Source organism: Mesorhizobium sp. XAP4 (genome assembly GCF_029269325.1).
Lineage (GTDB): Bacteria > Pseudomonadota > Alphaproteobacteria > Rhizobiales > Rhizobiaceae > Mesorhizobium > Mesorhizobium ciceri.
In genome coordinates this window covers 766,332-785,056 of the sequence record NZ_JARIXW010000004.1, presented here as the reverse complement: position 1 = coordinate 785,056, position 18,725 = coordinate 766,332, and the positions used below count along the sequence as shown (strand labels likewise).

18 protein-coding genes are annotated in these 18,725 nt (G+C 62.3%); 17 read left to right on the top strand and 1 reads right to left on the bottom strand.

Annotation, left to right across the window (positions count from 1 at the left end):
• Window positions 1–148 precede the first annotated feature (148 nt).
• From P3C39_RS21235 to P3C39_RS21195, 9 genes are all read left to right on the top strand, one after another.
• The gene (locus P3C39_RS21235; protein ID WP_024502367.1) at window positions 149–1,255 is read left to right on the top strand and encodes an SDR family NAD(P)-dependent oxidoreductase; all 1,107 of its coding nucleotides are present in this window, start codon (window positions 149–151) and stop codon (window positions 1,253–1,255) included.
• Window positions 1,252–2,325 carry an NAD-dependent epimerase/dehydratase family protein gene (locus tag P3C39_RS21230; protein ID WP_063170157.1) on the top strand — a complete coding sequence of 358 codons (1,074 nt, stop codon included), beginning with the start codon at window positions 1,252–1,254 and terminating at the stop codon, window positions 2,323–2,325. The genes P3C39_RS21235 and P3C39_RS21230 overlap by 4 nt, the downstream gene beginning before the upstream one ends.
• Window positions 2,322–3,614 (top strand): TIGR04295 family B12-binding domain-containing radical SAM protein, encoded by a 1,293-nt coding sequence (locus tag P3C39_RS21225; RefSeq protein WP_275953911.1) that lies wholly within the window; start codon window positions 2,322–2,324, stop codon window positions 3,612–3,614. Before P3C39_RS21230 ends, P3C39_RS21225 begins: the two co-directional genes overlap by 4 nt.
• Window positions 3,599–4,699 (top strand): glycosyltransferase family 4 protein, encoded by a 1,101-nt coding sequence (locus P3C39_RS21220; protein WP_024502364.1) that lies wholly within the window; start codon window positions 3,599–3,601, stop codon window positions 4,697–4,699. The genes P3C39_RS21225 and P3C39_RS21220 overlap by 16 nt, the downstream gene beginning before the upstream one ends.
• 2 nt (window positions 4,700–4,701) lie before the next feature.
• Window positions 4,702–5,832, top strand: a complete 1,131-nt coding sequence (locus P3C39_RS21215; protein WP_275953912.1) for a glycosyltransferase — start codon at window positions 4,702–4,704, stop codon at window positions 5,830–5,832.
• Window positions 5,829–6,923: a glycosyltransferase gene (locus P3C39_RS21210; RefSeq protein WP_013533197.1), complete on the top strand. Its 1,095-nt coding sequence runs from the start codon at window positions 5,829–5,831 to the stop codon at window positions 6,921–6,923. The genes P3C39_RS21215 and P3C39_RS21210 overlap by 4 nt, the downstream gene beginning before the upstream one ends.
• Entirely contained in the window at window positions 6,920–8,023 is a 1,104-nt protein-coding gene (locus P3C39_RS21205; RefSeq protein WP_275953913.1) for a glycosyltransferase, read from the top strand. The genes P3C39_RS21210 and P3C39_RS21205 overlap by 4 nt, the downstream gene beginning before the upstream one ends.
• A gap of 23 nt (window positions 8,024–8,046) precedes the next feature.
• Window positions 8,047–9,093 carry a UDP-glucuronic acid decarboxylase family protein gene (locus tag P3C39_RS21200; RefSeq protein WP_013533199.1) on the top strand — a complete coding sequence of 349 codons (1,047 nt, stop codon included), beginning with the start codon at window positions 8,047–8,049 and terminating at the stop codon, window positions 9,091–9,093.
• Window positions 9,094–9,186: 93 nt separating this feature from the next.
• Window positions 9,187–9,372, top strand: a complete 186-nt coding sequence (locus P3C39_RS21195; protein ID WP_013533200.1) for a hypothetical protein — start codon at window positions 9,187–9,189, stop codon at window positions 9,370–9,372.
• A 9-nt stretch (window positions 9,373–9,381) separates the two neighbouring features.
• Here P3C39_RS21195 and P3C39_RS21190 read toward each other — a convergent pair whose 3' ends face one another.
• Complete coding sequence (locus P3C39_RS21190) at window positions 9,382–11,331, bottom strand: hypothetical protein (RefSeq protein WP_275953914.1); 1,950 nt, start codon at window positions 11,329–11,331, stop codon at window positions 9,382–9,384.
• Here P3C39_RS21190 and P3C39_RS21185 point away from each other — a divergent pair.
• Genes P3C39_RS21185 through P3C39_RS21150 form a run of 8 tightly spaced genes read left to right on the top strand, consistent with a single transcriptional unit; the run spans window position 11,280 to window position 18,722 of the window.
• A complete protein-coding gene (locus tag P3C39_RS21185) occupies window positions 11,280–12,383 on the top strand; it encodes an inositol-3-phosphate synthase (RefSeq protein ID WP_275953915.1) in 1,104 nt (367 codons plus the stop codon). The two genes, P3C39_RS21190 and P3C39_RS21185, sit on opposite strands and share 52 nt — an antisense overlap.
• Window positions 12,380–12,976 (top strand): histidine phosphatase family protein, encoded by a 597-nt coding sequence (locus tag P3C39_RS21180; protein ID WP_024502359.1) that lies wholly within the window; start codon window positions 12,380–12,382, stop codon window positions 12,974–12,976. The genes P3C39_RS21185 and P3C39_RS21180 overlap by 4 nt, the downstream gene beginning before the upstream one ends.
• Window positions 12,977–12,990: 14 nt before the next feature.
• Window positions 12,991–14,091, top strand: a complete 1,101-nt coding sequence (locus P3C39_RS21175; RefSeq protein WP_127368127.1) for a glycosyltransferase — start codon at window positions 12,991–12,993, stop codon at window positions 14,089–14,091.
• On the top strand, window positions 14,091–14,894 hold the full coding sequence (locus P3C39_RS21170) for a sugar phosphate nucleotidyltransferase (protein WP_024502357.1): 804 nt from the start codon (window positions 14,091–14,093) through the stop codon (window positions 14,892–14,894). The genes P3C39_RS21175 and P3C39_RS21170 overlap by 1 nt, the downstream gene beginning before the upstream one ends.
• Window positions 14,895–14,896: 2 nt before the next feature.
• The gene (locus tag P3C39_RS21165) at window positions 14,897–15,658 is read left to right on the top strand and encodes a TIGR04290 family methyltransferase (RefSeq protein ID WP_013533206.1); all 762 of its coding nucleotides are present in this window, start codon (window positions 14,897–14,899) and stop codon (window positions 15,656–15,658) included.
• Window positions 15,651–16,583, top strand: a complete 933-nt coding sequence (locus tag P3C39_RS21160) for a beta-xylosidase (protein ID WP_027164026.1) — start codon at window positions 15,651–15,653, stop codon at window positions 16,581–16,583. Before P3C39_RS21165 ends, P3C39_RS21160 begins: the two co-directional genes overlap by 8 nt.
• A 7-nt stretch (window positions 16,584–16,590) precedes the next feature.
• Window positions 16,591–17,739 (top strand): glycosyltransferase family 4 protein, encoded by a 1,149-nt coding sequence (locus P3C39_RS21155; RefSeq protein WP_275953916.1) that lies wholly within the window; start codon window positions 16,591–16,593, stop codon window positions 17,737–17,739.
• Complete coding sequence (locus P3C39_RS21150) at window positions 17,736–18,722, top strand: GNAT family N-acetyltransferase (protein WP_275953917.1); 987 nt, start codon at window positions 17,736–17,738, stop codon at window positions 18,720–18,722. Before P3C39_RS21155 ends, P3C39_RS21150 begins: the two co-directional genes overlap by 4 nt.
• Window positions 18,723–18,725 lie beyond the last annotated feature (3 nt).

Sequence of the window (18,725 nt, the reverse complement as noted above, 5' to 3'; positions counted from 1 at the left end):
ACAGCACAAGGGCGTCAATGTTCCAGCACCGCGCCGTGATCGCGATGCCGGCCCAACGAAGTCCGCCAAAGGAACTTTGTTGAAGCAAGGGAACAAACCTTTTGCCGAAAAGTTCGGGGCGCCGAGGTTACTTGTCTGAGGAGTCGTCGTGAAACGCATATTGGTTACAGGAGGCTGCGGCTTCATCGGCCGGCATGTCGCACAGGAACTCGTCGAGCAGGATTATTCGGTTCGCATCCTCGATGCGCTGCTGGAGCAGGTGCATGCGGGCGAAGCCGTCGCGCTTCCCGCCGGGACCGAACTGATCAAAGGTGATGTCCGAGACCGGGAGGCGGTCGCCAGTGCGCTGGAAGGTGTTGACGCGGTCATTCATCTGGCGGCGGAAGTCGGCGTCGGACAATCGATGTACGAGATCGCGCGCTATGTCGGCGCCAATGATCTCGGCACCGCAACGCTACTTGAAGCACTGATCAAGCACCCGGTCGAACGGATCGTCGTCGCCTCGTCGATGAGCGTCTATGGCGAAGGGCTCTATGCAACGCCAGACGGCCGGCGCATCGACAATGCCCGGCGCAAGGCGAGCGACATCAAAAGCGGGCAATGGAATCCGCTGTCGCCAGAGGGAGCCCCCCTCTCGCCGCTGCCGACGGACGAAGAAAAGCCGGTCGATCTCGCCTCAATCTATGCGCTGACAAAATACGCACAAGAACGCGCTGTGCTGATCTTCGGCGAAGCCTATGGCATCGATGCTGTCGCGTTGCGCCTGTTCAATGTCTTCGGCGCCGGCCAGGCATTGTCGAACCCCTATACCGGCGTGCTGGCCAACTTCGCTTCGCGTCTCGCCAACGGCCAACGGCCAATGATCTTCGAGGATGGCGAACAGAAGCGCGATTTCGTCCATGTGCATGACGTCGCCCGCGCCTTTCGCCTTGCACTGCAGCAACGCCAGGCAAAGGGTCATGTCATCAACATCGGCAGCGGCCGAGCCTACGCGATCAGCGAAGTCGCACGATTGCTGGCCGAGGCCATGGGGACACCGAACCGCTCGCCCGAACTGCTCGGCAAAGCGCGCTCCGGCGATATCCGCAACTGCTTCGCCGATATTTCCAAGGCCCGTGAGCTGCTCGGTTTCGAGCCGGTGCGGCAACTGGAGAATTCGCTCGGCGATTTCGTTTCCTGGGTGCGTAACACGTCCGCCGTCGACCGCGGCGCCGACATGAAACGCGAGCTCGAAGAACGCGGGCTGGTGTCATGAACACACGCAATCGAAGCGACGCGCCGGTCGCCATCGTCGGCGGCAGCGGCTTCATAGGATCGAACCTCGCCGACAGCCTGTTGTCGGATGGCGAACCGGTGCTGGTGATCGACAATCTCAGCCGTCCGGGCGTCCAGCAGAACCTTGAATGGCTGGCGCAAAAACACGCCAGTCGCCTCACGGTGGAGACCATCGACGTGCGGGACGCCAACGCCTTGGCGCCGGCTCTGACGGGTTCAAAGGCAATTTTCCATCTGGCCGCGCAAACCGCCGTCACCACAAGCCTGGTCCAGCCGGGCGAGGATTTCGACATCAACCTTCGCGGAACATTCAACGTACTGGAGGCGGCGCGACTGAGCGGTGAGTGTATTCCTGTTGTCTTCGCCAGCACCAACAAGGTCTATGGCAGCCTGCCCGACGTCGCGGTCCGCGAGGACGGCGACCGCTATGTGCCTTGCGACAGCGTCATCCAGGCGAACGGCATCGATGAGGCTCGGGGCCTGGACTTCTGCACGCCCTACGGTTGCTCCAAGGGCGCGGCGGACCAGTATGTGCTCGACTACGCCAAATCCTACGGCATGCCGACGGCGGTGCTGCGGATGAGCTGCATCTATGGACCGCGCCAGTTCGGAACCGAGGACCAGGGCTGGGTCGCGCACTTCCTGCTCAGCGCGCTGACGGGACGCCCCATCACCATTTACGGTGACGGCAGGCAAGTGCGCGATATCCTACATGTTTCCGATGCCGTCGCCGCCTACAGGGCCGTACTCGACCACATCGAGACGACCAAAGGCCAGGCATTCAATCTTGGCGGCGGCCCGGAAAATGCGCTCAGCCTGCGCACGCTGTTGAGCGAGATCCGTGGCCTGACCGGCCATGAGCTTTCAATCCGCCATGATGGCGAACGCACCGGCGACCAGCCCTTCTTCGTCGCCGACACCCGCAAGATCAAAACCGCGCTTGGCTGGATGGCCCAGGTTTCATGGCGCGAAGGCGTCCGCGACCTAGCCGACTGGCTGCAGCGCCACCGGCTCGAGCCTCACCCCGAAGCCGTGAGGTACGTCGCATGAAAATCGCTCTGGTAAACCCATTCTGGACCTACGACGACAGCATCTATTTCGGCTGCCGCCAACCACATCTGCCGCTGGAACTCGGCTATTCGAAGGCCCTGCTCGAAGCCGCCGGACATGAGGTGCTGATGCTGGATGGTCAGTTGCAGAAGCTCGACAATTCCGGTCTTTGCGAGCGGGTGGCCGATTTCGCCCCGGCAATGACTGTCGTCAGTACCGCGCCGACCTATCTGTTCTGGCGCTGCGCACCGCCGGAATTGCGCGTGCCGGCCGATTTCCTCAACCTTCTCGCCGGGCGCGGTGGACGCACGGTCGCCGTCGGGCCGCACGGCTCGGCCACGCCGGCGCCAACCTTGCGCAAGCTCGGCGTCGACATCGTCGTGCGCGGCGAATGCGAAGAAGTCGTCGAGCAACTTGCCCGGCGCGACGATTGGAGCGCAGTGCCCTCAACCGCTTATCTGCGGGATGCCAGGGTGGTTTCGACCGGCGGCGTCCACGCCAGCTCGTTTGTCGATCATCCACCCCTCGAATGGCCTGCGGACTGGATCGCAGCCCATTCGCACCACCATCACAGGTTCGATGACAATCAGGTCGGGTTCGGCGCGGAAGTCGAGGCATCGCGCGGCTGTCCCTACAATTGCAGCTTCTGCGCCAAGATCGATTTCCGTGATGCCTATCGCCGTCGAAACCACGAAGCGGTGGTCGCGGAGATCGATCGGCTGATTGCCCAAGGTGTCGGCTACATCTACTTCATCGACGAAATCTTCCTGCCGCAAAAAGCGTTGCTGGAAGCCTTGGTCGATCGCAATGTGAAATTCGGCGTGCAGACCCGCATCGATCTGTGGAAGCCCGAGCTGCTGGAATTGCTGGGCGCCGCAGGCTGCGTCTCCATTGAAGCAGGGCTCGAAAGCCTGACGGTTGAAGGCCGGGCGATGCTGGCCAAGCGCTGCCGGCTGGGCACCGAGGAACTTGCCGCGCTGCTCGTCGATGCTAGACGTCACGTTCCATTCGTTCAAGCCAATCTGATCGGCGTGGTCGAGGATGATCCCGCCCTGGTCGAGCGCTGGCGAACCCACCTGATCGACCACGGCGTATGGGCCAATGAACCTGTTCCGCTTTATCCGTATCCGAGTTCGCCCAGCTATCGCGAGCTTTGGGGCGAACCCGACGACCTTGCCTGGGAGCGCGCCCATGACCACTATCTCGCATCCTTCCAGAAATTCAGTGACATCCAGGAGAAGCGGCCCCGGCCGCTGGCGGAACTGGAGGCGACATGTTGCGGACACTGACGCCGCGCTCGTGGCGCATCCTGATGACCGTCGATGCCGTGGGCGGCGTATGGCGCTATGCGCTTGATCTGGCACGGGAACTTGTGAACGGCGGCGACAGTGTGGTGCTTGCCGGGCTCGGTCCCCAGCCGACGAGGCAGCAGGCTGCGGAGGCAGAGGCTTTCACCACGCTGATCTGGTTGAACACGCCGCCGGATTGGATGACCCACAACGGCGGCGACCTGGATGCGCTACCGCGAGAATTGCTTGCGCCCATGCGCGACCACGCCATCGACCTAGTCCATTTCAACGCGCCGACGCAGGCGGCGGGATTCGATGCGCCGTGCCCAGCCGTGGCGGTCTCCCATTCCTGCGTGACGACATGGTTCCATGCCGTCAGGAAACAGGCAGTGGATGGCGCATGGGCCTGGCAGAAGGAGCGCAACAGGCGTGGCTTCAATCGGGCCGACGCAGTCATCGTGCCGAGCCGCAGCCACGCCGACATGCTTGAGACCTGCTACGGCCCGATCGCGCGTCTGAGTGTGGTGGGAAATAGTGCCAGTCCGGTGCCGAAGGCCGAAAAGCGCCAACCGCTCGTCTTCGCCGCTGCCCGCTGGTGGGACGAGGGGAAGAATGCGGCGGTGATCGACCAGGCCGCGTCGCTGACGCAATGGCCCGTCTTTGCCGCCGGTTCGATGCACGGTCCGAACGGCGGGCGTACCAGCTTCAGCTATGCTGTTCCTCTGGGAGCACTGCCGTCTCACGAGGTGCGCTCCTTGATGGCGCGCGCCGGCATTTTCGTGTCGCCGTCGATCTATGAGCCATTCGGTCTGGCCGCGCTGGAAGCTGCCATGTCGGCGACGCCCCTGGTGCTTTCCGACATCGCAACCTATCGCGAACTATGGGACGGGGCCGCGATGTTCTTTGACGCGCGCAATCCGCACGACCTCGCTGCCGGCCTCAATCGTCTTTCCAGCGATGCCGAACTCAGGCGAGAGCTCGGCCAGGCAGCGATGCGACGGAGCCGCCGGTTTACACTGGCCAGGCAAGCGGCAGCCATGCGAGGCGTCTACGACAAGGCGGCCCTGGCTATGGCGGGGCGTTGACCATGCGCTTTTTGTTCTACACCCACTCGGTCGTATCCGACTGGAACCACGGCAATGCCCATTTCCTGCGCGGTATCATGCGGGATCTGATCGCGCGCCAGCACCAGGCAGTCGCGCTGGAGCCGTCCGACGGCTGGAGCCGTTCGAACCTGTTGGCCGAGAAGGGATCCTTCGCCATCGAACGCTTCCGCAAGGATTTCCCAGAGTTGATGCCGGTTACCTACGATGCCGGGTTCGATCACGAGGCCTGGATCGCCGAGGCCGACGTTGTGATCGTTCATGAGTGGACGGATCCGGAGCTTGTCGCACGCATCGGCCGGGCCCGGGCCGCTGGCGGCAACTTCATCCTTCTGTTTCATGACACCCATCACCGGGCCGTATCGGCGACCGAGGCAATCTCGGCGCTACGGTTGGAGCACTATGACGGCGTCCTCGCCTTTGGCGAAGCGTTGCGCGAGAGCTATCTGCGCGCCGGCTGGGGCAAGCGCGTCTTCACCTGGCATGAAGCCGCGGACGATCGCCTGTTCAAGCCGCACCCAGGAATCCATCCCATGTCCGATCTGGTCTGGATTGGAAACTGGGGCGACGATGAGCGGACTGCCGAACTCAAGGAATTTCTGATCGAGCCAGTACACGATCTCGGTCTCGAGGCCACTGTTCACGGCGTACGCTATCCCAAGTCCGCACTTGCGGACCTGGCCGCCGCCGGACTGCGCTATGATGGATGGATCGCCAATGCCGATGTGCCGAAGGCGTTCGCCGCGCATCGTGTCACCGTTCACATCCCACGGCGCCCCTATCGTGAGGGATTGCCTGGAATTCCGACGATCCGGATGTTCGAGGCGCTCGCCTGCGGCATTCCGCTGATTTCAGCACCCTGGTCCGATGTCGAGCAGTTGTTCAGGCCCGGCGTCGACTTCCTGTTTGCGGAGAACGGCTCTCAGATGCGGCAACACTTGCGGGCGGTATTGGCCGATGCGGATTTCGCGGCTTCCCTGGTGACTTCGGGCCTCGAGACCATTCGCTCCCGGCATACCTGCCAGCACCGCGTTGACGAGCTGTTCCGCGTGCTCACGGCATTCACGACCGAACATACCATCAACAACACCACCGCAAAGGAAGCCGCCGCATGAAGATGGCATTCTACGGATCGAGTCTTTTGTCGTCCTACTGGAACGGTGCCGCGACTTACTATCGCGGGTTGCTGAAGGCGCTTTCCCAATTGGGCTACGAAATCACCTTCTATGAACCCGACGTCTACGACCGGCAGAAGAATCGCGACATCGAGGCGCCTGACTGGTGCACTGTCGTCGTTTATGAAGCGACCCAGCACGCGCTGATGCAGGTCGCGGCACGTGCCGCCAGCGCCGACATCGTCGTCAAGGCGAGTGGCGTCGGTTTCGAGGACGAGGCGCTGCTGCGCGCCGTTCTCGACCACGCCCGCAGTGACGCCTTGGTGGTATTCTGGGACGTGGACGCTCCGGCAACCCTTGCCCAGTTGCGCGACGAACCGGACCATCCGCTCCATAGCGCCCTGCAAGAAATCGACCTTGTGCTGACCTATGGAGGCGGCGACCCCGTGGTATGGGCCTACCGTGCCATGGGGGCGAACGAATGCGTGCCGATCTACAATGCGCTCGATCCCCAAACGCATTATCCGGTCACCAGCAATGCGCGTTTCGCTTGCGATCTGGCGTTCCTTGGCAACAGGCTGCCGGATCGTGAGGCACGGGTCGAAGCGTTTTTCCTCGATCCCGCATGCCAGCTGCCGAAACAGCGTTTTCTGCTCGGTGGATCGGGCTGGGGGGACAAGCCGCTTCCCGCCAATGTCGGCTGGCTCGGTCACGTCGGCACCCGCGATCACAATGCCTTCAACGTCACACCCAAGGCGGTTCTGAACATCAGCCGCGACAGCATGGCCGTAAACGGTTTTTCACCGGCCACGCGTGTCTTCGAGGCGGCCGGCGCCGGCGCCTGCCTCATCACCGATGCGTGGCTGGGCGTGGAACTGTTCCTGAAACCAGGCGAGGAGATCCTGGTGGCGCGCGACGGCGGCGATGTCGCCGAGATCATGTGCTCGCTGACCTCCAGTCGGGCAAAGGCAATCGGCCAGGCCGCACTTTGCCGCGTGCTGGCCGATCACACCTACGCGTTGCGGGCGGACGTGGCCGATGCAGTCTTCAAACGTCACTTCGAGCAGGGGACCGTGGAGGCAGCGGAATGACCAAGCAATTGGACATCGTCTTTCTTGGCCTGTCGCTGTCCTCATCCTGGGGAAACGGCCACGCCACGACGTTTCGAGGCCTGCTGAAAGGTCTGCACGAACTCGGCCACCGCGTGACCTTTCTGGAGCGCGAGGTGCCGTGGTACGCAAACCACCGCGATCTGCGCGATCCGGATTTCTGCGCCTTGCGCTACTACGAAACCACCGCGGAGTTACAACGCGACTACGCCCGGTGCCTGGAGCAGGCCGACATCGTCGTCATCGGCTCGTTCGTGCCGGAAGGGCGCGTGGTCATCGACATCGTCGCTTCACTTTGCAAAGGGCGCTTCTGCTTTTACGACATCGACACGCCGGTGACCGTGGCGCAGCTTTCAGCCGACGATTGCGATTATCTGAGCTGGCGGCAGATTCCTTACTTCGACGTCTACTTCTCGTTCACCGGCGGGCCGATGCTTGGCCGTCTGGTGGAGGACTTCGGCGCGCGCCGCGCCGAACCGCTCTACTGCTCGGTCGACCCGGAACGGCACCACCGGACCGGCGATCCGATCCGCTGGGATCTCGGCTATCTCGGCACCTACAGTGCCGACCGGCAGGCAACGCTGAACGCGCTGCTGCTCGAGCCCGCACGGCATATGCCGGACCGGCGTTTCGTCGTGGCCGGTTCGCAATACCCATCCGACATCATCTGGCCGGACAATGTCGAACGTATCGAACATCTGCCGCCCGCCGATCATGCCGCGTTCTACAACCGTCAGCGCTACACGCTGAACGTCACACGCAGTTCCATGATCGCCGCGGGATGGTCGCCCAGTGTGCGCCTGTTCGAAGCGGCTGCTTGCGGCACGCCCATCATCAGCGATCGCTGGCCAGGGCTCGACAGCTTCTTTCCCGCTTCCGCGATCCACACCGCCGGGGAAACGGACGATGTCGTCGAGATCCTCTTCGGCGAGCCCGAGCGCACACGCCTCGCCATGGCCCGCCGGGCCCGCGAACGCGTCCTCGCATCCCACACCGGTGCGGCCAGGGCCCGCGAATTCGTGGCGGCGTTGACACAGCCAAGGGCGGCGGCCCTCGATTTCGACATCGGAAGCGCAGCATGACCAGCAGACAGGAGAAAACGGCGATGCGACAAACACGAAACGCGCGAAGGGCAAAGGCAGTGCTTGTTGCCGGCGGTGCGGGATTCCTCGGTTCGCATCTTTGCGAAACATTGCTCCGCAACGGCTGGCGCGTGATCTGCGCCGACAATTTTCTGACTGGGCGCATGGAGAACATCATCTCGATCATGGACCATCCGGGTTTCCGGTTGATCGAGCAGGATATCTGCCGGCCATTGGATCTCGGCGAGCCCGTGGAGCGTATCTTCAACCTGGCATGCGCTGCCTCGCCGCCGCGTTACCAGGCCGACCCTATCCACACCACGCGAACCTGCGTGATTGGAACGCTCAACCTGCTCGAACTCGCTGTCCGATATGACGCGCGGCTGCTACAGGCCTCGACGAGCGAAGTGTATGGCGATCCGGAACAGCATCCCCAGAGGGAGGATTATGTCGGCCACGTGAACTGCACCGGTCCGCGCGCCTGCTACGACGAGGGCAAACGCACCGCCGAAACGCTTTGCTTCGACTATCTGAGAGCCGGCAAAGCCGACGTGCGCGTCGCGCGCATCTTCAACACCTACGGTCCGAGAATGGATCCGGCGGACGGCCGCATCGTCTCGAACCTGATCATGCAGGCGCTCGAGAAACGTCCCCTGACGATCTTCGGCGACGGCTTGCAGACGCGATCCTTCTGCTATGTCTCCGATCAGATCGATGGATTGCGGCGCCTGATGGATATCGATCCCAATCCAGGCAAGCCGGTCAATCTGGGCAATCCCGGAGAATTCACCATCGTGCGACTGGCTGCGTTGGTGAAGGCGATGACGGGTACCAAATCGGATCTGAGATTTCTACCGCTGCCGCAAGACGATCCTCGGCGCAGGCAGCCCGATATTTCGCGTGCAAAAGCGCTGCTCGGCTGGACGCCGAAGGTGCCCCTCAACGAAGGGCTCAAGCTGACGATCGATTATTTCGCAGCTCTCGAAGGCAGCCGCATCGGCGATCAGATGACGGGCTTTGCCAAAAGAGCGAGGCCCGCACCCGGAGGGCTGCAGAACCTTCCGGCGTGATGCGAGATGGTACCGAACCTTTCCCGAGATCGTGCGGAACATCCGCCCAGGCTTGTGGTTTGGCAGGAGGACCCGATACGGAGGATCACCCTCATGCAACCCAAGCGCCCCTCGAGGGATATCGACCAGATGGCCGAACGCGAGACCGCTGCCTATCTGCGGCGCGCCTCGATTACCTATCTCGAGTGCTGCGTCAGCCTGATGATGACGCATCTGCAGCGCGAGGAAGTGGCCACTATTCTCGAGCAGGAAGCAGACATGCTGCGAAGGCTGGACTGATCGGAACGATCATATCCGGCATTCGTCCAGGAACCGTATCAGCGGCATCCTATATCGGTCTGCCATCTCGGCCAGCCTTGTTTTTTCCCCGCCGTTTTCGGATTGCGCAGCCGTGCTCCAGAGCCCGAGTTGGAATGCCAAATAGCATGGTTCGAAAAAGCCGATGTGGTCACGGTCGATGGCAAGTTCCATTCCCTCGACCAAGGTCCTCACATCGCTGTCGGACAGTCCATACTCGACGCGGGCGCCGGCAATGTCCCACTCAATCGGTTGGCAGCCGATCAAATCATGTGCCCGGCAGTGGTCAACAGCATCTGTCTTGAGCACCGTGCCATCTGCACGAACGAGAAACTCCCACGGTTGAAGCTTTCCGTCGATTTCAACGCGCTGCAGCACATGCGCGGAGGTCGGTTTCGAGAGCCAACCGCGCAACGTCGCTGCGCGTTTCTCGCCCATGGCTTCCGAGGCATTGGAAACAGCCATCTCCGCGAGCGCAAGCAATGATGCACCCGGTTCGCAAGTTCGAAGATTGAGCGCACGCCAGGTCAGGTAGTTTGTGAGCTCCGCGATCAGTCTTTCCCTGGGCAGCGGCGCCTGATCCATCGTGCTGCCGTCAATCCACCGTTCAACCAGAAAGCCATGGCAAAGCGCGACAACTTGCGATCCGAAGCCGGCTTCATGCAACATCGCCGCGGCTCGTTTCTTGCGCAGTCCGGTTTCGCCGAGGCCGGCGAATTTGACGAGCCAGCGGTCACGCCCTGCGGACGCCAGGAATTTACGCCGCTCGGTACCGCGTGGGCTCGGCGGCCAGCGTCCTTCGTCGGCATAGTGGGCGGCCCGCCACTCGCCACCAGATAGTTCGGTCAGGTTTAATTCCGGCCTGCCGACCGCCTCGGCCACCCAATCGCGCAGCGTGGGAATTTTCGAGCTTTCGGAGAAGGTGCATTCAAACGCCGTCGCCACATGTTTCGGACAGCGCGACCACGTTTCCCGAGCCTCCGGCGACGCTTCGCTGCCCGGGCCGCCTGAATGGCTGGGAAACAGGTGAATGCGGTCCGTATCGACATCCAGTTCACGCAGCCAAACGACAACGGCATGCATCGAACTGCCGGACAGGCCGGGACCCTCGTCGACAACGGCGAAACGCGCCGATGGATCGTTCTTCCAGGCGGTGATCGACCGCGGATCGGCGTTGATGTGCCTGTGGAAGGGATGGCCGATCGGACGAACGCTGAATGGCGCCGGCGCGCCAATCGAGGCCGCCACCATAGCTGCGAGCCCAAGGCCAATGCTGCGGACACCGATAACGCATGTGTTCGCATCGAGCGCCGACTTCTGCGCCGCGTCCAAATAGCTTTCGGGATAAAGCGCATAATGCGCATAACCCTCAGCGGAGCCGGTCAGAACCTCGGCCTGACAGTCGAGCCCGGCCAGCAGCTTGAGAAGTCCCGGATCGATGCCACCGCCAACGTTGAAACCGCTTCGCCACGACTTCGCTACCTCGGCGGCAAGCCCGACCAGCAGCCTGGCGCCTTGCTGTTGCCGTGGCGAAAAAATGTCGATGCCGCAGGTTTCGAAATCGACGTCGGCAAGCGCCTGAACCAGCTCCGACACGCTGATGAACAGTCCGACCAATGCAGCATGGCGTCGGATGCCATGAGACATCCGATCAAGTCTTACGGCCATTTCGCCTGCTGCTTCGCGAAGCTGTTGTGCGTCCTGCGTCCGCTTGTGGTCGCCGTAGACGATCATCGATCGGTTTCCAATGCTTGCCGTGCGGGAACGCATCGGATGCGGCTTCGATCCATGCTGTCTCGCGCAATTTTTCGATGGGCGGAGGAACATTCCGGCAAGCTGATGGTTCGGCGCCAGGAACTTACCTTTGAACAACATAGGGTGGCGGTTTCGTGGGATCGAAAAAGGTTCGTGTTGGTATCGTTGGGGTCGGCAATTGCGCATCCTCCCTGGTGCAGGGCCTCTCGTTCTATCGTCACGCTAAAAGCAACGAACCAATCCCTGGGCTGATGCATGCCGACCTCGGCGGTTACCATGTCGACGACATCGAGATTGTCTGCGCATTCGATGTCGCCAAGAGCAAGGTTGGCCTCGACGTCGCGGAAGCGATCTACGCCGCCCCCAACAACACGTTCCGCTTTGCCGACGCCATGACAACCGGCGTTCGCGTCGAGCGCGGACCGACGCTGGACGGGATCGGCAAATATTTGCGCGACGAGATTGAAGAAGCTCCCGAGCCGGCTGCCAATGTCACCGAGATCCTGCGTGACAGCAGCGCTGACGTGCTGGTTTCCTACCTGCCGGTGGGTTCCGAGGAGGCGACCTGCTTCTATGCCGAATGCGCACTCGAGGCCGGCTGCGCCTTCGTCAATTGCATACCGGTCTTTATCGCCTCACGTCCGGAATGGCGACGGCGCTTTGAGCAGCGCGGGCTGCCGCTGGTCGGCGACGACATCAAGAGCCAGGTCGGCGCGACCATCGTGCATCGGTTGCTAGCCAATCTCTTCCGTGAACGCGGCGTACGCATCGACCGCACCTATCAACTGAATTTCGGCGGCAACACCGATTTTCTCAACATGCTGGAACGCGAGCGGCTGGAATCGAAGAAAATCTCCAAGACACAGTCCGTGGCCAGCCAGTTCGATGTTCCCCTGGAGCCGGGCAACATCCATGTCGGCCCGAGCGACCATGTGCCTTGGCTCACCGATCGCAAGTGGGCCTATATAAGGGTCGAAGGCACGACCTTCGGCGGCGTGCCGCTCAATGCCGAGCTCAAGCTGGAGGTCTGGGATTCGCCCAACTCGGCCGGCGTGGTGATCGATGCGGTACGCTGCGCCAAGCTGGCGCTCGATCGCGGCATAGCTGGCGCGCTGACCGGTCCCTGCAGCTATTTTATGAAGTCGCCTCCGGAACAGTTCACCGACGCCGAAGCGCGGCAGCGCACGCTCGCTTTTATCGCAGGCAAGGACGAGCCTTTGCTCGATGCCGCAGAATGACGACGACCTTCTTTCTGATCCGCCATGCGGCACACGAAAATGTCGGCTCCTATCTGGCAGGCCGTATGGACGGCGTTTGCCTCGGCGATGCCGGTAAGGCGCAGGCAACGCAGCTTGGCTGCCGCATGGCCCGGGAGCCCATCGTCGCGATCTTGTGCAGCCCGCGCGAGCGTACCCGAGAGACGGCGCTGCCAGTTGCGCTCGCCTGCGGTGTCGGAGAAATCGCGATCTGCGCCGAACTTGACGAGATCGACTTCGGCGACTGGTCGGGAAAGACTTTCGATGAACTGAATGGCGACGCCAGCTGGCGAGCCTGGAATGATCAGCGGCAAGTGGCAAGGACACCGAGTGGCGAGACCATGCACGATGTCCAGCAGCGCGTCGTCGCGGTGATGAATGCTGTCCACGAGAAGCATCAGAATCAGTGTGTCGCCCTGGTCAGCCACGCCGATGTGATCAAGGCCGCCGTCTGCAAGGTCCTTGGCTTGCCGGCCGGCGACTGCTTTCGCTTCGACATTGATCCCGCTTCGATCACGACGATCGTGTCGGGGGACTGGGGGGCGAAGCTGATCCGATTGAACGAAGTTGCCTGACGAGGATTTGCCGGATGCAGATGGTCATTTTCGGTCTTACCGTCACGTCTTCATGGGGCAACGGCCATGCCACCTTATGGAGGGGACTGATCCGAGCCCTCGCCCGGCGCGGCTGGTCCGTTACCTTCTTCGAACGCGACACGCCCTACTATGCCGGAGCGCGCGATCTTGATCGCCTGGACGGCGGCAACGTCGTGCTCTACCCGGACTGGGAGGACATCCGCCGGGTCGCGGAGCAAACAGTCAAACAATCGGATGTCGTTATCGTCACCTCTTATTGTCCCGACGCCGTGGACGCCTCGCGGCTGGCGCAGCAGGCAGGCCGCGGACTGCGTGTGTTCTACGATCTGGACACGCCGGTCACGCTTGCCCGCATCGAACAAGGTGAGCGTCCACCCTATTTCGGCCCTGAGGGTCTTGCCGATTTCGACCTCGTCCTAAGTTACACCGGCGGCTCGGCGGTCGACGCGCTGAAGACGGTTCTGGGTGCGCGCCATGTGCTGCCGCTCTATGGGCACGTCGATCCCGACCAACACCGGCCGGCAGAGAAGCGGGCCGAATTCGCCGGTGATCTGTCCTATCTCGGGACCTACGCGGCGGATCGCCAGGCCGGCGTCGAAAAGCTTCTGGTCCGCACCGCCGCGCGTCTACCGGATCAACGCTTCATCATCGGCGGCGCACAGTATCCGCAGGAATTCCCGTGGGGCGACAACATCTTCTTCGTCAGGCATCTGCCACCGGCCGATCATCCGGCGTTTTTCTCATCCTCCCGACTGACGCTGAATGTCACCCGCGAGGCGATGGTGCAAAAAGGCTGGTGTCCTTCGGGCCGGTTGTTCGAAGCGGCGGCATGCGGGGTGCCGATCATAACCGACACCTGGCCTGGCCTGAGCAGCTTCTTCGAACCCGGCAGCGAGATCCTGCTGGCCCACGACACCGATGACGTGGTCGCGGCGCTCGCCTTGCCGGCAGATGAACTCGATGCCATCAAAACCCGTGCGCGCGAACGGGTTCTGGACGAACACACTTCTGCCCGGCGCGCGGCGGAGCTGGACCACATTCTAAACGACGCCTTTCAAAGATCTCCCCGCGAACCGATGATGGAAGCAGTCTGATGTTGGGCATTGTGCCCGCTGCCGGGCGCGGCAGCCGCATTCAACCGCTCGGCTTCTCGAAAGAGCTGCTGCCGGTAGGCAGTCGGATCGATGGACAGACGGAGCGTCCCTGCGCGGTGAGCGAGTACCTGGTGCGGCGGATGGTGCGCGCCGGCGTCGACAAGATCTGTTTCATCATCGGATCGGGCAAATCCGACATTCTCGAATATTACGCCGCCGGCTATGGTGACGCTGCCGCTCTGTTCGTGGTGCAGCCCAACCCTGTTGGACTTTGCGATGCGATTTTTCGGGCAGCGCCTCTCGTCGCGCCCGACGAGACGGTTTTGATTGGTTTGCCCGATACGATCTGGTTCCCCGAGGACGGCTTCTCCTGCCTGCCGGATAGTTCCCTATCGTTTCTGCTCTTCCCGGTGGACCGCCCGGAATTTTTCGATGCCGTGGTTCTCGACGAGGGAGATCGGGTGAAGGAAATTCAGGTCAAGCGGCAAGACGCTGCCACGAACTGGATCTGGGGGGCGTTCAAGATGCCGGGCCGGATCTTGCACCAGCTCGCTGCACTCTGGCGTGAACGGGACCGGCGTGACGAATATATCGGCACCCTGATCAATGCCTATCTGGCTGCCGGCGGCGAAGCCTACGGTGTCAGGGCCGGAGTCTCCTACGTCGATGTCGGCACCTTCAACGGCTATCGCACGGCTCTTCGGCTGCTCGAAGAGGGCGTCGCATCCGAACAACGCCAAACCGCCATGCTTGTGGGTGGAGCACACCCGCATGTGCCTGTCGTTCCCGGCGAAGGAGCCTGACCATGCTGCATTCCCATGCCGAAATCCGCCGCCGTATCGATGCTCTCGGCCCATGGTTCCACAACATGGAACTGGCCGGTGTCGAAACCGCTCCCAACCATTTTCTCGGCAATTACCCGCTGATCAAATGGCGCAAATTCGCCGAGGCCATTCCCGCGGATCTGACAGGCAAGACGGTGTTGGACATCGGCTGCAATGCCGGCTTCTATTCCATCGAGATGAAACGGCGAGGTGCTGCCCGTGTCCTCGGCATTGATTTCGATGAGGCTTATCTGGCGCAGGCCCGCTTTGCCGCCGAGATCGCCAATTGCGAGATCGAATTCCAGAAACTGTCGGTCTACGACGTCGGCGCCCTGCGCGAAACATTCGATATCGTGCTGTTCATGGGGGTGCTTTATCACTTGCGCCATCCGTTGCTTGCGCTCGACCTTATCCGTGAGCATGTCGCCGGTGATCTGATGATCTTCCAGTCCATGCAGCGCGGCAGCACCGATCTTCCCGAGATGGAAGAGAACTATCATTTCTGGACGCATGACCTGTTCGACCGGCCGGAATTTCCCAAGCTCCATTTCATCGAGCACCGCTATGCCGACGACCCGACCAACTGGTGGATACCCAATCGAGCCTGCACCGAAGCGATGCTGCGCAGCGCCGGTTTCGAGATCGTTCTGCACCCCGAGCAGGAGGTCTATTTCTGCCGGGCCGCAGGCGACCCGGCCAGTGGCGGTCCCGTCTACCCCTCGAAAGGACAGCGCCATGATTGAAGCCGCGATGATCTGGAACGAGCCCAACAACAAATCGCATTGGGATCCCGAGCTCGACCCCGACTGGAGCCGCTTCGCCAGGATGGCAATCCTGGCGGCGGACGCAATCGCATCTGAAAACCCGGCTTTGACCAAAGTGCTCGGTGGCATCTCGCCGATAGACCCGGGATTCATCACCCGCATGAAGGAATTCGGCGTGCTGGATCATGTCGACGCCGTCGCCGTGCACGGCTTTCCGCTCGACTGGAACCTGTGGCAAATCCAGGAATGGCCGCAGAAGATCGGCGAGATCGCGACCGTCACCGACCTTCCCATCTGGGTCAGCGAAGTCGGCGTATCGACCTTCGGCGCCGAGGAAATCCAGGTCTGGGGGCTCAAGCGAACAGCTGAATTGCTGCTCGGCAATGCACCACGCGTCCAGTGGTACAGCCTCTACGATCTTCCGCGTGAATGGGAAGCAACGACGCGTCACCGCGAAGCCGAAGGCTCCTCTTATTACCGTCATTTCCATATGGGGCTGCTGCGCCAGGACGGCACGCCAAAGCCCGCGCTGGAGGAATTCCTGCGCTATACACCCGCAATGGGACTGGTGCAGTGGTTTCATTTCGAAGATCCGCGGCTGGACGACGCCGTCGCCTGGATGAAGCGGCTGGGTGTCACCAATATGCGTACCGGGCTTTCCTGGGCAGACAGTTTTCGGCCGAATGCGCTGGACTGGTTCGACCGGCAGATGGAAGCACTCGCCGATTTCGACGTGACGGTCACCTTCTGCTTCACACCTCAGCATCGCGGAATGATGCCCCACCACACCAGCCCGCCACTTGTGCCGGAGGAGTTCGCGGAATTCTGCTCAACCATGATCCGCCGCTATGCGCCTGGCATGACATCCGCCTCGCTCCCCACGCGGCGGGCCTCGGCCGCGTGAAATCGTCATGCTGCCCATGCATCAGATGCCGGACTGCGCAACACCACTGACAGGTGGGGATGCGGCGCAGGGCACCGGGACGCAACCGGCCGCGACACTCACCGTCCTCAATGTCGCCTACCCTCTCGCGCCCGTCGGACCCGACGCTGTCGGCGGTGCCGAACAGGTTCTGTCGATGCTCGATCGGGCATTGGTTCACGCCGGCCATCGATCTATCGTCATTGCTTGCCGTGGCTCCAGCACGAGCGGCACGCTTGTGGAAATACCGGCCGAAAACGGCATGCTCGACGAGGCGGCGAAGCGCCGCGCGCAAGAGGCCCATCGCAAAGCGATCGCCGCTGCCCGCACCCGATGGCACATCGATGTGGTTCATCTGCACGGCATCGATTTCGACGCTTATCTGCCCGACGATGGTCCTACCTTGGTGACCCTCCACCTGCCGTTGGATTGGTATCCGGCCGCGGCATTGCGCCCGACGCGTGGCGACCTCTGGCTTCATGCGGTCTCGCCCAGCCAGCAGAAAACCGCGCCATCAGGCGCCAGGCTGACGGCACCGATTCCGAACGGCGTCGACATCCAAGCACTGAACCTGCCGCAGCCGAAGCGCGACTTTGCCCTGGTTCTGAGCCGGGTTTGCCCGGAGAAGGGCATTCACCTGGCGCTCGATGCAGCCAAACTGGCAGGCGTTCCGCTGGTCGTCGGCGGTAAGGTCTATCCCTACGAAACACATACGCGGTACTTTCGCGACGAGGTCCAATCTCGCCTCGATGGCCGCCGCCGCTTCCTTGGCCCGCTCGGCTTCACCGCCAAGCGACGCTTTCTCAACGCAGCGCGCTGTCTGGTCATTCCGAGCCTCGCAGCCGAGACCAGCTCGCTTGTGGCCATGGAGGCCCTCGCCTGCGGGACCCCGGTAGTCGCCTTTCCAAATGGTGCGCTTCCCGACGTCATAGAGCACGGCAGAACGGGCTTTCTCGTCGACACGGTCGACGAGATGGCCCAAGCCATTCTTGCGGCGCCCAGCTTGGATACCGAGACATGCAGGGCCGAAGCGCGACGGCGATTTTCGCTGGAACGGATGATCTCGTCTTACATGGATGCCTATCAGGCGCTGGCACAGCTTGGCACTGGTCGCCGGCGCTTGGCTGCGACGCCGTGAGCAAAGCGGTGCTGCGCTGCGAAATCATCGGTGACCCCGCGCAGTTCGACGCCTTGACGCCGCACTGGTGGAAACTGTGGCAGCAGAGTCCCTCGGCGACGCCGTTTCAATCTCCCGCCTGGCTGGTGCCATGGTGGCACGCATTCGCACCCGGTGAACTGGCGACAGTCGCGGTCTGGCGCGGCGGCGATCTGGTCGGGCTGGCGCCGCTCTATCTCGAGCACGGGACGGCCGGTTCGAAGCTGCTTCCGGTCGGCATTTCGCTCAGCGACTATCTGGACATCCTGGCTGTCCCTGGGATCGAAGCCGAGGTTGTCGGCATTATCAGCGAGTCGATCTTCTCGATCGGGTGGGCGCAATGGATCTTGTCGGACTTGCCGCAGGACAGCGTCGCCCTTGCGATGAAGCATCCCGAGATGGATCGGCCGACCGCCCATGCCGCCTGCCCCGTGCTCGCCATCGCCGGCGACGAAACGCTGGCAGGCTGCGTCCCCGCAAGACGCAGACGCCAGTTGCGTCGGGCGCGCCAGGCCGCATCAAGATGCGGCCGGATTGCGCTGTCATCGGCAAGCGGCAGTCCGCAAACCTTCCTCGATCAATTGATCCGCCTGCACAATGTGCGATGGGCCGAACACGGAGGGGGGGTGTTGGCCAACCCCGCCGTCGAGCAATTCCATCGGCTCTCGCTTCCCTTGCTCGATGCTCATGGTCTGGTGCGATGCTGGCTGCTCGCGATCGATGGCAGGACCATCGGTGCCTATTACGGATTTCACCACCGCGGCCGTGCCTACGCTTATCTGGGCGGGTTCGACCCTGCTTATGCCGAGGAGAGCCCGGGCGCGATCCTGATTGGCCACGCAATCGCGGAGTCGATCCGCGAAGATGCGCGCGAGTTCGATTTCCTGCGCGGCCGGGAGGCCTACAAATATGGCTGGGGCGCCGCCGACAGGTGGACGATGCGCAGGGTCTGGACGCGGAGTTGACCC